Here is a 14688-nt window from a genome sequence, read left to right on the forward strand (position 1 = left end):
GAGAAGATTACGGCCCACAAGAAAAAAGGCGGCCGTATCGGCCGCCTTTTCCAATCGGGAGAGGACTTAGCCTCAGATCTGCGGCTGCGGCTCCAGCCCGGCGTCGGGTTCGCCGCGCTTGCGGCCGCGGCCGGCGCTGGGAACCGCCGAACCGCGCGGCGCATGTGGGGTGTCGTCGGTCTCGCGCACCGGGCGCTTGCCGGCGATCAGGTCGCGGATCTCGTCGCCGGTCAACGTCTCGAATTCGAGCAGCGCCTCGGCCACCTCGACGAACTGTTCATGGTGCTCGGTCAGGATCGCCTTGGCGTCGAGATAGCCTTGGTGGACGAGCTTGCGGACCTCGCTATCGATCTTCTGCGCGGTCGCCTCCGACAAGTTCTGGGTCCGGCCCATCGACATGCCGAGGAAAACCTCCTCCTGGTTGTCGCCATAAGCGACCAGGCCGAGCTCTTGGGAATAGCCCATCTGGGTGACCATGGCCTTGGCCATCTTGGTCGCCTGCTGGATGTCGCCGGTCGCGCCCGAGGTGACGTTCTCCATGCCGAAGGTCATCTCTTCCGCCACGCGCCCGCCCATGGCGACCGCAAGCTGCGAGGTGAACTCCTTGAATTTCATGGAATAGCGGTCGCCCTCCGGCAGGAACTTGACCATGCCGAGCGCACGACCGCGCGGGATGATCGTCGCCTTATGGACCGGGATGCCGGCGGGAACATAAAGACCGACGATGGCGTGGCCCGCCTCGTGATAGGCGGTCAGCTTCTTCTCTTCCTCGGACATCGCCATGGATTTGCGCTCGGCGCCCATCATGACCTTGTCCTTGGCGTCCTCGAATTCGCCATGGGTGACCATGCGCTTGCCGCGACGGGCTGCGAGCAGCGCCGCCTCGTTGACGAGGTTCATCAGGTCGGCGCCCGAGAAACCCGGCGTGCCGCGGGCCAGAATCCTGAGGTCGACGTCCGGCGCCATCGGCACCTTGCGGACATGGACGCGCAGGATCTTCTCGCGACCGGCGACATCGGGGTTCGGCACGACGATCTGGCGGTCGAAACGGCCCGGACGCAGCAGCGCGGGGTCGAGCACGTCAGGGCGGTTGGTGGCGGCGATGATGATGACGCCCTCATTCGCCTCGAAGCCGTCCATTTCGACGAGGAGCTGATTGAGCGTCTGCTCGCGCTCGTCATTGCCGCCGCCGAGGCCGGCGCCGCGATGGCGGCCGACCGCGTCGATCTCGTCGATGAAGATGATGCAGGGCGAGTTCTTCTTGGCCTGCTCGAACATATCGCGCACACGGCTCGCGCCGACGCCGACGAACATCTCGACGAAGTCGGAACCCGAGATCGTGAAGAACGGCACGTTCGCCTCGCCGGCGACGGCGCGCGCGGTCAAGGTCTTGCCGGTACCGGGAGGGCCAACCAGCAATACGCCGCGCGGGATGCGCCCGCCCAGCCGCTGGAACTTCTGCGGATCGCGCAGGAATTCGACGATCTCCTGAAGATCTTCCTTGGCCTCGTCGATGCCGGCGACATCCTCGAAGGTGACGCGGCCATGCGCCTCGGTCAGGAGCTTCGCCTTGGATTTGCCGAAGCCCATGGCCCTGCCGGCGCCGTTCTGCATCTGGCGGGACATGAAGATCCACAGGCCGATGAAGATGACGAAGGGCAGCGAGTTCACCAGCAGCGCCATGAACCAGGGCGTGCCCTCGGACGGCGCCCGCGCCGAGACCTGAACGCCCTTCTGGGCCAAGGTCTTGAGCAGTGCCGGGTCGCCATAAGGCGCATAGGTCACGAAGCTGCGGCCATCCGAGAAGGTGCCGGAAATCTCCTGGCCGGCGACCACGACATTAGCGATGCGCCCGGCCTCAGACTCGTTGATCAGCTGGCTGTAGGGAATTTCATTGGTGCTGGCACGCTGGCTTGGGCTCTGGAAGAGCGTGACGAGCGCCAGAACCAGCAGGAAGATCACCACCCAAAGGGCGAAGTTACGGAAGTTCGGATTCATCACCAGTCCGATCGGGCCTGCCGGAATGCCGGAGGAGGCCAAGGGTTTGCTAGGCTAATCTAGGTGCGGCACACGCCCTTGCCAAGGGAAACGGGCCGATCGACCAGACCTTATGACGCCGCAGGGTGAACACCCCGCTTGCGGACAGGCTCGCGCCGCACGCAAAGGACACCATCGCGACCAAGCGTCAGCACGCACCCCGACAATGTCCGTGTCAAGGCAAACCGCGCCCGCGCCGCCTCAATCAACGCAAAACCGCAGCTTTCGAGCCTCTCCAGCCGCGTCACCGCGTCTTCATCGGCCGCGACGCTATCGACGGCCCGCGCCAGCAGACGCAACACCATCTCCTCAGGGTGCGCGAGCAGGGCGGCGAAGCCAAGCTTGACCGCACCGGCCTCGTCGCAGGGCATGACCATCGCCGGCCAGAGCGCCTCGGCCTGGCTAGCCAGCGCCCTCTCCATGCGCGCCAGCCGCGTCGCCAGTGTCCCCAGGCGATCGGCGTCGAGCCCGGCCTCCGACAGCACCGGCATCAGCATGCGCCAGCGCACGCGCTCGAAGCGCGGGTCGAGATTGCTCGGATCGGCCGCGAACCACAGGCCGCGTGCCCGGGCGGTCGCAACGAGCCGCGCCTTGGCGACGCTCAGCAGCGGCCGCGCCAGCGCGATGCCGTCCCGGCGGCTGCGTGTCCGCATGCCGACAAGCCCGGCTGGTCCCGAGCCGTGCGCCATGCGCATCAGCAGGGTCTCGGCCTGATCGTCCAGCGTATGGGCTGTGACGACCGCCGCGCCGCCGCGCCGCTCGGCCTCGCGGGCGAGCAGATGGTAGCGGGCTGTTCGCGCCCGGTTTTGCAAGCCGGTCACGGGCTTTGGGCCGAGCCAGGGCAGGAGCGCGTGGGGAACGCCGAGCCCGTCGCAAAGCCGGGCCACGGCCTGCGCCTCGGCAGCGGAACCGTCGCGTAGACCATGATCGATCGTCGCGGCGACGATCTCGGGCCGTCCGGGACGGCCCGCCCATTCAGCAAGCAAAGCCAACAGCGCGACCGAATCCGGCCCGCCCGAGACCGCGACGAGCAATCTGGGTTCATTGGCGAGATCGGCGAAAAGCGCCTCCGCCTCGCCGGCGAGGACCGGCTCGTGCTCCGCGACCAGGGCCGGCTGCGCGCTCAAGCGCAACCGGAGCGGCGGCGCTCGCGCTCGACACCCTGACGCACGGCGTTGGAGGCAGCGGGATAGTCGACGCCGACCTTGGCATAGGTGGCGCAGGCCTGATCGCGCGCGCCCAACCCGTTCAGGGCCATGCCGAGCCTGAGCAGGCTGTCGGGCGCTTTGTTCGAACGCGGGTTCTCGCGCGAAATCTTCAGGAACTGCTCGGCCGCCTCGCGATAGCGCTGGCGCTGGAAATAGCTCTCGCCCAGCCAGTAGGTCGCGTCGGCGGCGAGCCGGTCGCGCGGATAGCTCTGCAGGAACTGGCGGAAGCCCATCTCGGCCTGCTCGTATTCCTTGCGCAGCACCGAGGCGTAGGCGATGTCATAGGCTTCCTTGGCCGAGCTCGCGCCGCCGGTCGCGGCCACGCTCGGCCCCCGCGGAACCGACGGGGGCAAGGCGCCTTGCGGCACCGGGCGCCCGACGCCCTGGATGTCGAGCGGACCTTGGCCCGGCGTTCCCGCGAAATCCTCCTCGATGATACCCTCCACGCCGCCTCCGAGCGAGCGCGGCGCACCGGCTGCCCCTTGCTGCGTCGTGGGATCGAAGGCATCGCCGCGCCGCTGGCGCTGCTGGCCGCCAGCAGGTGCGCTGCTCGGCGCCGTTGCAGGCGCGGCGCCGCCGGCGCGGCCGCCGCCACGCTCGTTCAGGCGGAAATCGACATCTTCCTGAAACTTGCGCAATTGCTCGGAGAGACGCTTGTTCTCGAACTGGAGCTGCTCGATCTGCCCGGAGAGCTGACGCAGCTGGTTCTCGAGCCGCGCGGTGCGCACGGTGAGTTCGGCCGCGTCCTGGGCTCGCGCCGGAGCCGCCATGGCCAACGCCATCCAGCCTGCGGCCAGAACGACCAGCAGGGAATGGGCCTTGCGGTGAAGAGCGACGTCTCTGAGCATTGTCGACAACCGGTTGCACTTGGTTTCGGCGCTATAACACGCCCTCACCACGGCCAAAATATGAAAGGGCCGGCGGCTTCCTCTTCGGAAGGCGCCGGCCCGAGCTTGATCGGGAGGCTGGACAGCGATCAGACGCCGCCGGCCCCGTCGAGCACCGTCACCGAGCGGCGGTTCTGCGACCAGCACGAGATGTCGTTGCAGACCGCGACCGGGCGCTCCTTGCCATAGGAGACGATGCGCATCCGGTTGCCCTGGATGCCGCGCGAAGCGAGGTAGTCGCGCACGGTCTGGGCCCGGCGGGCCGAGAGCGAGAAGTTGTATTCGCGCGTGCCGCGCTCGTCGGCATGACCTTCGACCACGAAGGTGTAACGCGGATAACGTTGCAGCCAGGCCGACTGCTTGTCGAGCGTGGCGGTCGCGGTCGACGTCAGATCGGTCGAGTCGGTTTCGAAGAAGACGCGGTCACCGATATTGACGACGAAATCCTGGGCGCTGCCGGGCGTGGCGGCGCCGCCGGCGCCGAAGCCGTCGGCATTCTGGTTGTTGTTGGCGCAGGCGCCGAGCGCGAGCGAGGCCGCGATCGCGGCGGCGAAGCGGACGGCGCGGCCGCCGGCAAGAAGAGTGGCAAGCATGGTTTGACTCCGGGGCAATCGAATCTGCGGGGCGCGGCTCACGGACGGCGTTGCACAGGAGCCCATCAATGAAGCGTCAACCTAAACGAGACCTTGCCAAAACAAGGCGAAGTGGCGGCATTGCGGCATATGGTTAACCAAACGCTGAGAAATGCGGCTTTCCAGGCTGTGTGGCGCGAATACATCGCCTCTTGTCCCTCGATCCTGCACAGCCCTCATCCTGAGGAACCGCAAAGCGGCGTCTCGAAGGATGCTTCAGGTGGCTCCCAAGACAGCTAAACATCCTTCGAGACGCGGGCTGGCGCCCGCTCCTCAGGATGAGGGCTCAGGACAGGAGCCGCATCACCTGCCCGCCGTCAGCAGCGGCGACCAGGTCGGGTCCGAGGCGAAGGCCGGCGTCGGCACCGGCACTTCGACGCGCCCGGTGATGTCGACCATATAGAGTTTTCCACCCGACTGCCCGCCGGGGTCGCGGAAGAACATGATGTACTGGCCATTGGGCGCCCAGTTCGGCGCTTCATTGTGGAACCCCTCGGTCAGGACTCGCTCGCCCGAACCGTCCGCACGCATCACGCCGATTGCGAAACCACCCGAGCCACGCCGGGTGAAGGCGATCAGATCGCCGCGCGGCGACCATGAGGGCTGCGAATAGGAGCCTGCGCCGAAGGAGAGGCGCTTGCCCTCCCCGCCCCCGGCAGGCATCAGATAGAGCTGCTGCGAACCGCCGCGGTCGCTCTCGAAGACGATCTGCGTGCCATCAGGCGAATAGGACGGCGAGGTGTCGATCGCGCCCGTCGAGGTCAGCCGCGTCGTGGTGCGCGAGCCGATATCCATGGCGTAAAGATTGGCGTTGCCGCCCTGCTGGAGGGAGAGCGCGATGCGCGCACCATTGGGCGAAAAGCGCGGGCTCGAGGTCATGTCGGGGAAATTGCCGACGACCTGGCGCTGGCCGGTCTCGATGTTGAGCACATGCACGCGCGGCTGCTCGCCCATGCGCTGCGACATATAAGTGACCTCCTGGGCCACCGGCGAGTAGCGCGGCGTCACCACGGAGACGTCGCCATTGGTCAGATAGCGCACATTGGCGCCGTCCTGGTCCATGATGGCGAGGCGCTTGCGCCGGTTCTCCTTCGGCCCGGATTCGTCGACGAAGACGACGCGCGTGTCGAAGAAGCCGCCGACGCCGGTGACCTTGGTGAAGATCGCATCGGAAATGATGTGGCCGACGCGGCGGTTGTTGCTCGGGTCGGTGAAATATTGCTGGCCGTCGGTCTGCGTGCCGGTGGTCACGTCCCAGAGTCGGAATTCGGCCTTGATGCGGCCCGAACCGTCGCGCGAGACACGGCCGGTCACCAGCGCCTGGACGCCGGCCGCCTTCCAGGCCTCGAATTGCGGGACGGAATCGAAGGGCGGGTTCCTGTCGGGATGGCGGCTCTTGTCGATCGGCGTGAAATAGCCGGAGCGCTTGAGATTATTGGTGATCACGCCCGAGACCAGAACGCCGCCATCGCCGGCAAAATCGGCAACGGCGATCGGCAGCGGCTGGAACGAGCCGCCACGCAGATCGATGACGAGTTCGGCCTTCGCCACGGCTGGGGCGAGCAACGCCGCGCCGCCCAGGGCAAGCGCGCCGCGACGCGTCAGTCCGTTGGCAACCGGCGAAAGGATTTTGCGGTTGATGAGGGTCACAGTACGTCCCTTGCGTCGAAATTGACGACGACGTCGCGCCAGTCGTCATAATAGGAAGCGAATTGAGCCGGAATGCGCAATGGCGCGCAGCGGCGGGTTGCAGTGAGGGCTGAATCGGCTGCCACCCTGAACAGCGGATCTGACGAAGAGTTGACGACGCCAGGCTGCCCCACCAGCGAGCCGTCAGTGTTCAGCTTCATCCGCACGGAAGGCACCACCGAGCCCTTGGCGTTGGCGAGCGCGATCGGCACGTTCCAGCACTTCAGCAACTGGTCCTGGATGATGCCGATGAGCTGAGCCCGGAGCGAAGGGCTGAGCTTCTGCGCCGCGCCGCGCTCGGTGCCCAACGAAGCCGTACGGTTGACCTGCGGCGCAGCCGATCCCGAGGATTGCGCCTGCTCCTTCGACTGCAGCAGCTTGGCGATATCGGTGGGGTTGAAGTTCTTGGCGATCTCAGCCTCGCGCTTGGCCTTGGCCTCGGCCTCCTGCTTCGCCTTTGCGGCAGCGACGATCTTCGCCTTGGCCTCGGCTTCAGCCTTTGCCTTGGCGATGGCTTCGGCCTTCTGCTTCGCGGCCTCGGCGGCTTCCGCCTTGGCCTGCGCGTCGGCCTTGGCCTTGGCGGCCGCCTCTTGCTTGGCCTGAGCCTCGGCTTCGGACTTCGCCTTGGCGGCGGCCTTGGCCTCTTCCTCGGCCTGCTTCGCCTTGGATTCGAGTTCGGCGTCCTCGGCGAGCTTCGCCAATTCCTCGCGCTTGATATCGGGCTTCGGCTCCGCCTTGGGCTCAGCCTTCTGCGGCGGCTGCTTCACCGGCTCCGGCGGCGTGACCTTCGGCTCGGCCTTCGGCAGCAGCGCAGCGCGCGAGGGCGGCAGCGGTGCCGCCGCGTTGTCGTCGGCGAGCTTGAGCTCAACCGGCCGGCTCGGCGGCGCGGGCGTGTCCAGCTTGGCCTCGCCCGCCTCCTTGCGCTCGACGATCTCGGACTGGCGCTCGGCGCGCTGGATCGGCTGCTCCTGGACCTTCTCGGCCTTGCGTTCGCCGCGCGTGACCTGGTTCAGCGCGCTGGGATCAACCACCTCGACAGCGATCGCCTCCTCGTTCTCCGGCAGCGGCACCGGCGAGGCGAACGCCAGCAGCCCCGCGACGAGAAACGTCGCGTGGCCCAGCGCCGACACCATCATGCCCGGTTCGGAGGTCGTAAGCTTCACGCCTGGAACACCCTCACTGCACTCGTCTTCACCGCGCCGGTTCGGTGACCAGCGCGACCCGCTTGAAACCCGCCGAGGTGATGGTCGACATCACCGAGGCGACGCGGCCGTAATCGACCATGCGATCACCGCGGACATAGATGCGTTCATCGAAGCCCTGCTTGGCGAGGCCCTGCAGCTTCATCACCAGATCGGGCTCCAGCGTCGGCTGGTCCTGCAGAAAGATCTGGCCCTTGCTATCGATGGCGATGGTGACCGGCTTCTGGTCGACATTGATCGGCTTGGCGCCGGTCTGCGGCAGATCGAGCGGTACACCGGTCGCGATCAGGGGCGCCGCGACCATGAAGATGATCAGCAACACCAGCATGACGTCGATGAACGGCGTCATGTTGATCTCGGCAATGGCGCCATGGCGCCGGCCCCGCCGGCCGCGTCGCCCCCCGGCCTTCGCGCCGGATGCTGCTGACATACCCATTTCGCTTGCCCCTACGCCGCCAGCCGCTCGTCGATCTGCCGCGACAGGATCGCGGAGAATTCGTCGGCGAAGGCCTCCAGCCGATTCTGCGCCTTGGCGACCTCGGCTTGGAGCTTGTTATAGGCCATCAGTGCCGGAATCGCGGCGAACAGGCCGATCGCGGTGGCAAACAGCGCCTCGGCGATGCCGGGCGCCACCACGGCAAGCGACGAATTCTTCGAGACGGCGATGGCGGTGAAGGAGTGCATGATGCCCCAGACCGTGCCGAACAGGCCGATGAAGGGTGCCGAGGAGGCGATGGTCGAGAGCACGAGCAGCTTCGATTCGAGCCGCTCGGTCTCGCGCTGGATGGTGACGTCGAGCACCTTGTCGATGCGCTGCGACAGGCTGGCGACCGAGCGCCCGCCATTCTCGAAGGAGCGCTTCCACTCCCGCATCGCTGCGACGAAGACGGCAGCCATGTCATTGGCCGGCTTGCTGGAGAGGTCGCGATAGAGCTCCTCGAGCGAACGGCCTGACCAGAACCCCTCCTCGAAGGCGTCCATGTCCCGGCGCGTGCGGCGATAGAGCAGCGATTTGTCGATAATGATCGACCAGCACCAGATCGAGGCGCCGATCAATCCGCACATCACCAGCTTGACGACGATATGAGCGTGCCAGAACAGCGTCCAGAACGACATGTCGATCTGCGGCGCGGCTTGCGCGACATCGGCGGGGTTCATCCTGTCATCCTTCTGCATCAGCGAGTGCGCCGGATTCCCCGACGCAACCCCGCCGCACGCGTCGCGAGAGACCCCACGCCGCCGCCCGATCCGCGATCCGGGGAACTGCCGGTGCCGTCAATCGCTTGAAAATCCGGCGAAAGATGGGCCGAAACGGGGTTTCCTGCGAAACGCATGCTCGGGATCGAGTTAAGCCTCCAGCAAGGTTAATGCCCGGTATACGCGCCATGCCGCCAACGCAGGCCTGGAGCGTTTTCGAGCGAAGTGGATGCCGGTTCGCGTGAAGAAAACGCGTTAAAACAAGGAGCTAGAGCCGTTGAACGATCCAATTGGATCGGAAACTGCTCTTGCCAGGAACCGCAAACGAAAACGCCCGCCCCGGTTGTCCGGGGCGGGCGAGGCTGCAACGACAGGTTGCCGTGCGTCTTGAGCGTCAGCCAGCGGGGGGCGGAGTGGCCTCTCCGCCGCGCCGGTCGGCCATAAACTGGTCGAACTCGGCCTTGTCCCGGGCCATGCGCAGCCGTCCCAGGAAGTCGTGGAACTCGCGCTGCTCGTCCTCGAGACGACGCAGCGTCTCCTGGCGATACTCGTCGAAGGCGCGGTTGCCGCTCGACGGGCCACGATGCCAGCCGCCGCCACCGAAACGACCGCCCTCGCCGCCCATGCGGCTACGCAGACGGTCCATCTTCTCCTGAAGACGGCTCATCCGATATTCCTGACGGCCGGCCCCGGCATATCCGCATCCCATGCGACCACTCCCTATCGTAAAGGCCAGGGTCGCCAGACCCAGAGGCCACCAAACCATGAAGCCCAGGACCGTGAAGGCGATCCAGGCCCCTCTCCCAAACTCGTCCAGCTTCGCGACGATCGGCATTGTTTCCTCACCGTGAAAGACGTGAATGTAAATCACATTTACATAAATGGATGCGGGCCGGCGATTTGTCAAGAACCGCGCGAAAGCCCGTTTGCAACAGGGTGAGGGGGCGTCTGGCCACGCGTTTATCCGCTCATGGCGGGCAGACGCCCGCTCCGGTACAATGGCGCCATGACCCGCATGCTTGTCGCCCTTCTCGGCCTGCTGATCCTGTCCGGCTGCGCTACGCATCGGAGAGAAGCAACCGATCAAGGGCTCTGTGAAAGCGAGAAGACGCGGAACGGCAAAATCAAGATCGTCTGCCACTAGGGTTGCGCGTTGGCGGCTCTTCGTGAATAAAACGCGTTAAAACAAAGAGATAGAGCAATTTAACGATCCGATTGGATCGGGAATTACTCTAGGACTTGCAGCCACGCATCGCTCATGGGCTCGAATCCTTGACGGGATTAAACCCCAGCCCCTGCAGATAAATCAGCATGCCGGCTTCGAGCAGCTCGGCCGCCGACATAGGCAAGGGCCGCCGGCCGCCATCGGCGCGGCCGAACAGCGCCGCGACGCCATGCGACATCGACCAGACATGCAGCGCCATCATCAGCGCCGGCGGCCGTTTGCCCACCGGCAGCAACACGATCAAGGCCTCGGAGGCGGCGCGCAGGCCCTGGAAAGCGCGGTCCGCCGCGCTGCGCAGTTCCGGGCTCGCATCGAGCGGCACTCCGGCCTCGAACATCGCCGAGTAATAGGCCGGCTCGTCATGAGCGAAGGCGAGATAGGCGCGCCCGAGCCGGTGGAACGCCGTCTCCGGATCTGGCCTGCCCTGGTCCCAGGCGCGCGACAGCGCGGCCTCGAACACCAGGAAGCCGCGCGCCGCGACATCGGCCAGCAGCGCGTCCTTGTCGCGGTAATGCCGGTAGGGCGCGGCCGGGCTGACGCCGGCGAGCCGCGCGGCCTCGGCGAAGGTGAAGCCATTGGGCCCCTTCTCCCCGATCAGCCCGAGCGCGGCGCGCACGAGCTCTTCCTTGAGATTGCCGTGATGATAGCCGCGTGGCGGATCGGGGGTGTTGCGCTTCCAACTCATGTATCGAGCGCTAACATGGCGCCAGGCCAGCGTCGACCACGCATTACGCGTCGTCCGTCCCGCCCTCAAGCTTGCGTCTGAGTCCGTCCGGAATCCGCCGCGCCCGCCCACCGCCGACGCAGGCGACCAGGACCTGGGCCGTGACCAGGACCTCCTCGCCGCGCAGCACCCGCTGCTCGACATCCATGGTCGCCCCGCGCGCCGCGACCGAGCGTGTCTCCACCGTCAAAAGATCGTCCATCACCGCCGGCCGGATAAACTCGATCGCCATCTTGCGCACGGCGAAGCCGAGCGCGGTGCCGCCATCGAACAATTCGCGCTGCTCGATGCCCAGCGACCGGATCAATTCGGTGCGCCCGCGCTCCATGAAGCGCAGATAGGAGGCGTGGTAGACGACGCCGGAAAAATCGGTGTCCTCGTAATAGACGCGGATGGAAAGCCGGTGGACGGTCACGATCGAAACTCTGCTGAGCGAAGGCGCCGCATGCGGACATGCAGGGCCTCGGCGATGGGTCCACCGGCGCTCTAGCACGATCGGGCGCAGCCGTGAGCCTGAAACAATCCGGCAACGCCGGGCGACATTTCCGTCGATCAACTGCCCAAGAAGCGCCACGCCGCGGCAGCGGCATCCGCAGCCACAACGGTTGCCGGGCAATTCCGTCCGGACGCAGCACGAGGCGCGGATGGTCCTGCATCAAACAGTCTACAAGATAGCCGACAGCACATGGTGGCAGCGAAAGGGCTCCTATGCTCGCGCCGCGACACGGTTGTGCTACTGGCTGGCGACCCCTCAGCGGATGTCCCGCCGCCTGGAGCTGGCCAGGCAGCGCTACTCGAGCGGCGGCTGGCCGGCCGTCGGAGACCTGCTCGCAGCCCCCTTCGCGCCTCCGGCCATGCGGCCCCGGGCCGGATTTTCCTACAGCAAATGGATTTCGTCCTACGACACATTGAACGCCGCCAACCGGTCCGCGATCCGCCGCCATATCGCGGCAATGCCCCGCCGCCCGCTGATTTCGGTGGTGGTGCCGGCCTATCAGACGCCTGCGCGCATCCTGCGCGAAACGATCGAGTCGGTGCGCGGCCAAGTCTACCCGCATTGGGAACTCTGCATCGCCGACGACGCATCGCCCTCCAGCCATGTCACCGACATCCTGCGCGAACAGGCCGCGCTGGACTCGCGCATTTGCTGGATTCGCCGCGAGACAAATGGCGGCATCGCGGAAGCGACCAATAGCGCGCTCGCGCTCGCAACGGGCGAATTCGTCGCCTTGCTCGACCATGACGATCTCCTGGCCGAGCGGGCGCTCTATGAAATCGCCGCCGAGCTTGAGCGGCATCCCGGGACCGATCTGCTGTTTTCCGACGAGGACAAGATCGATGAGGTCGGCCGGCGCAGCGAGCCCTATTTCAAGCCGGAATATAGTTACGATCTGTTGCTGGGCCAGAACCTGATCAACCATCTCGCGGTCTACCGCAGGGCCTTGCTCGAGCGGGTCGGCGGCCTCGACCCATCGCTGGACGGCAGCCAGGATTACGATCTCGCCTTGCGCGCGATCGAGGTGATCGATCCGAGCCGCATCAGGCATATTCCGTTCGTTCTGTATCACTGGCGACAGGAATCCGGCGGCGGTTCTTTCTCGCAGCGGCGCCTGGAAGCCTGCCTGCGCAATGCCCGCATGGCCGTGAGGCGGCATCTCGACCGCATGGGGCACAGCGCCGCCAAGGTCTCGGAAGCACCGCTCGCCAGGATATGGAACCGCGTCGCATGGCCGGTCCCCGATCCGGCGCCTCTCGTCACGGTCATCGTGCCGACGCGCGATCGCGCCGCACTTCTGCGCAGTTGCATGGACGGGCTGCTGCGACAGACGGCCTATCCCGCGCTCGAGATCATCGTCGTCGACAATGGCAGCGTCGAGGACGATGCCCTGGCTCTGCTGGACACCCTCGAACGCGACGAGCGCGTGCGCATCTTGCGCATCGACGGAGAGTTCAACTACTCCGCCCTTAACAATGTCGCCGCCCGACAGGCGCGGGGCGATATCCTGCTCCTGCTCAACAACGACATCGAGGTCATCGCCGACGACTGGCTCAACGAGTTGGTCAGCCTCGCGGTTCGGTGCGATATCGGCGCTGTCGGTGCAAAGCTCCTCTACGGCAGCGGAAAGATCCAGCATGCCGGGGTCAGGCTCGGCGCCGGCTCCTTCGACGGCGGCCCCGGTATCGCCGGCCATATCGGCCTGTTCCGCAGCGCTACGGATCCCGGCTATTTCGGCCATCTCGGCCTGACCCGAGACGTCGGCGCCGTCACCGGAGCCTGCCTGGCGATCCGCCGCGACGTCTACGAGGCTGTCGGAGGCTTGGACGATACCAGGCTCAAGGTCGCCTTCAACGACGTCGACCTGTGCATGAAGGTCCGCCAGCATGGCCTGCGTGTCGTCTGGACGCCCAATGCCGTGCTCTACCATCTCGAATCGGCCTCGCGCCCCTCCGACGACAGGCCGGACACGCGAGACCGCTTCCGCCGCGAATGCCGCTTCATGCAGGCATCCTGGCGCGGCGAATTGCTGAATGATCCGTTCTACAGCCCCAATTTCGACAATACCGCCGACGATTTCGCACTCGCCTGGCCACCGCGACAGCGGGCGTCTTGGGAGCCCTGGCGCAAGCCCAACTGAGCAGGCAAACCTACCGACGCCCCTGATCCCAAGGAAGCAGGCCTACGGCTTTATATCTGCCCGGAGCCTGCGCAGGCTCTAGGCGGATAAATTGACGGGTCGGTTCTAGCGCTACCGCTTGCAGGGCTTTTTCATGAAGGAGCCGCAATCATAGGGCTGCGAAAGCTGGCTGCGAACCGTGTAGTCCTTGCCCTCCATCCGGTTGACGATGTCGTCGATGCGCCAGCGCCCATCTTCCAGCTTCATCCGGAAGGTGACGCGCACCGGGCCGAAGCTGATGAAGTCGGCGAAGACCGTAGCGTTCGCGACTGAGCGCTCAGCGACCGTGACCCGCAGTTGCTTGACCTCGCCATCCTGCCCGCTGATGAAGGGATCAGAGCCGATATTGCCCTGCTCGCCGCTCTCTTTCATGAATTGCTCGTCGCGCGCGAACAGCGCCGAGAACTCCTTGGTCATCAATCGCTGCCGGTGCGGTGGCCGGAAAGGCGGCTTGGCGGGCTTGCCGGCCTCGATGTCGGCAAGCTCGCGGATCGTGATCGCATAGGCCTCGCGGACCGTGGCTTCGGGGGTGGACGAGGCGACCTGCGCATGGCTCGCACCAGGCATCGCGCAGGCAACCAATGCCACGACGACGCCGGCCCCAACCAGTTTCGAAATAAGCGTCACGCTCAGTCCCCCATCAGCGCCGCGTAGTCCTGACCGCCATGGAGCACGCGCACGATCCTGATCCGGCCCGGCAAGACGCGATAGGCGATGACAGAGCGGCGAAACGGGAAAATGCGCAAACCTGCAGCGATATCGGGCCGCTCGACACCCAGTTCCGGAAACGATCGCAAGCTCTCGCACCTTGCTTCGACGGCAGCGACCCACCGTCTCGCGGCGCGGGGACTGTCACCGGCGATATAGCGCAGAATGCTCTCGAGATCGGCCAGCGCCTTGCCTGAATAGACAAGCTCAAGCGGCATCCGGATCGTGTCTCAGCAGAGCCGCGGCGACCTCGTCGAGATGCTTGCGGACGGCGGACGATGTCAGGTCGGTCTCGTCTGCGTCCCCTTCGGCAATCTTCGCGCGAACCTGCACAAGAGCAGCTTCCCGCAGGCGCTCACGCTCGATCCAGGGCGCCATGGCGGAGCGCACCACGTCTTCCGGGCTGGAGAACTCGCCGCTGCTGACGCGCGCGGTAACCAGCGCCTCGATGTCCGGGGGCAGTCTGACGGCCATTGATCATCTCCTCCTGCCGCAAGAATAATG

General features: G+C 65.9%; 15 protein-coding genes. 1 reads left to right on the top strand and 14 read right to left on the bottom strand.

All coding sequences use genetic code 11. From position 1 onward, the window contains the following. Positions 1-72 precede the first annotated feature (72 nt). The 11 genes from ftsH to ybgC form a co-directional block, all read right to left on the bottom strand. The gene (gene ftsH, locus BHK69_RS27905; protein WP_069694026.1) at positions 73-1998 is read right to left on the bottom strand and encodes an ATP-dependent zinc metalloprotease FtsH; all 1926 of its coding nucleotides are present in this window, start codon (positions 1996-1998) and stop codon (positions 73-75) included. Between the two features lie 110 nt (positions 1999-2108). Continuing rightward, the gene (tilS, locus tag BHK69_RS27910; RefSeq protein WP_083269920.1) at positions 2109-3164 is read right to left on the bottom strand and encodes a tRNA lysidine(34) synthetase TilS; all 1056 of its coding nucleotides are present in this window, start codon (positions 3162-3164) and stop codon (positions 2109-2111) included. Next, positions 3161-4093: a tol-pal system protein YbgF gene (gene ybgF, locus BHK69_RS27915; protein ID WP_069692952.1), complete on the bottom strand. Its 933-nt coding sequence runs from the start codon at positions 4091-4093 to the stop codon at positions 3161-3163. Before ybgF ends, tilS begins: the two co-directional genes overlap by 4 nt. Before the next feature lie 128 nt (positions 4094-4221). Beyond that, positions 4222-4725, bottom strand: a complete 504-nt coding sequence (pal, locus tag BHK69_RS27920; protein WP_069692953.1) for a peptidoglycan-associated lipoprotein Pal — start codon at positions 4723-4725, stop codon at positions 4222-4224. A gap of 342 nt (positions 4726-5067) precedes the next feature. Continuing rightward, positions 5068-6414 (bottom strand): Tol-Pal system beta propeller repeat protein TolB, encoded by a 1347-nt coding sequence (gene tolB / locus BHK69_RS27925; RefSeq protein WP_199578993.1) that lies wholly within the window; start codon positions 6412-6414, stop codon positions 5068-5070. Further along, entirely contained in the window at positions 6411-7616 is a 1206-nt protein-coding gene (tolA, locus tag BHK69_RS27930; protein WP_199578995.1) for a cell envelope integrity protein TolA, read from the bottom strand. Before tolA ends, tolB begins: the two co-directional genes overlap by 4 nt. A gap of 28 nt (positions 7617-7644) precedes the next feature. Beyond that, entirely contained in the window at positions 7645-8091 is a 447-nt protein-coding gene (locus tag BHK69_RS27935; RefSeq protein WP_069692955.1) for an ExbD/TolR family protein, read from the bottom strand. 11 nt (positions 8092-8102) lie between these two features. Further along, positions 8103-8813 (bottom strand): protein TolQ, encoded by a 711-nt coding sequence (gene tolQ / locus BHK69_RS27940; RefSeq protein WP_069692956.1) that lies wholly within the window; start codon positions 8811-8813, stop codon positions 8103-8105. A 433-nt stretch (positions 8814-9246) separates the two neighbouring features. Beyond that, positions 9247-9687, bottom strand: a complete 441-nt coding sequence (locus BHK69_RS27945; protein ID WP_069692957.1) for a DUF2852 domain-containing protein — start codon at positions 9685-9687, stop codon at positions 9247-9249. 421 nt (positions 9688-10108) lie between these two features. Then, positions 10109-10762 carry a TetR/AcrR family transcriptional regulator gene (locus BHK69_RS27950; RefSeq protein WP_069692958.1) on the bottom strand — a complete coding sequence of 218 codons (654 nt, stop codon included), beginning with the start codon at positions 10760-10762 and terminating at the stop codon, positions 10109-10111. A 43-nt stretch (positions 10763-10805) separates the two neighbouring features. Further along, entirely contained in the window at positions 10806-11216 is a 411-nt protein-coding gene (ybgC, locus tag BHK69_RS27955) for a tol-pal system-associated acyl-CoA thioesterase (RefSeq protein ID WP_069692959.1), read from the bottom strand. Between the two features lie 229 nt (positions 11217-11445). On the opposite strand from ybgC, the gene BHK69_RS27960 reads away from it, so the two are divergent. After that, positions 11446-13437, top strand: a complete 1992-nt coding sequence (locus BHK69_RS27960) for a glycosyltransferase family 2 protein (protein ID WP_158516291.1) — start codon at positions 11446-11448, stop codon at positions 13435-13437. Positions 13438-13548: 111 nt separating this feature from the next. On the opposite strand, the gene BHK69_RS27965 is transcribed toward BHK69_RS27960, so the two are convergent. From BHK69_RS27965 to BHK69_RS27975, 3 genes are read right to left on the bottom strand one after another with little or no spacing between them, the layout of a single operon-like run. Continuing rightward, the gene (locus tag BHK69_RS27965; protein ID WP_148663614.1) at positions 13549-14103 is read right to left on the bottom strand and encodes a DUF3828 domain-containing protein; all 555 of its coding nucleotides are present in this window, start codon (positions 14101-14103) and stop codon (positions 13549-13551) included. 2 nt (positions 14104-14105) lie between these two features. Further along, the gene (locus tag BHK69_RS27970; RefSeq protein WP_069692962.1) at positions 14106-14402 is read right to left on the bottom strand and encodes a type II toxin-antitoxin system RelE/ParE family toxin; all 297 of its coding nucleotides are present in this window, start codon (positions 14400-14402) and stop codon (positions 14106-14108) included. Then, positions 14392-14658 (bottom strand): ribbon-helix-helix domain-containing protein, encoded by a 267-nt coding sequence (locus tag BHK69_RS27975; protein WP_069692963.1) that lies wholly within the window; start codon positions 14656-14658, stop codon positions 14392-14394. The genes BHK69_RS27970 and BHK69_RS27975 overlap by 11 nt, the downstream gene beginning before the upstream one ends. Between the last annotated feature and the right edge of the window lie 30 nt (positions 14659-14688).

Origin of the sequence: Bosea vaviloviae (assembly GCF_001741865.1) — a bacterium.
In the GTDB taxonomy this organism is placed as follows: Bacteria; Pseudomonadota; Alphaproteobacteria; order Rhizobiales; family Beijerinckiaceae; genus Allobosea; species Allobosea vaviloviae.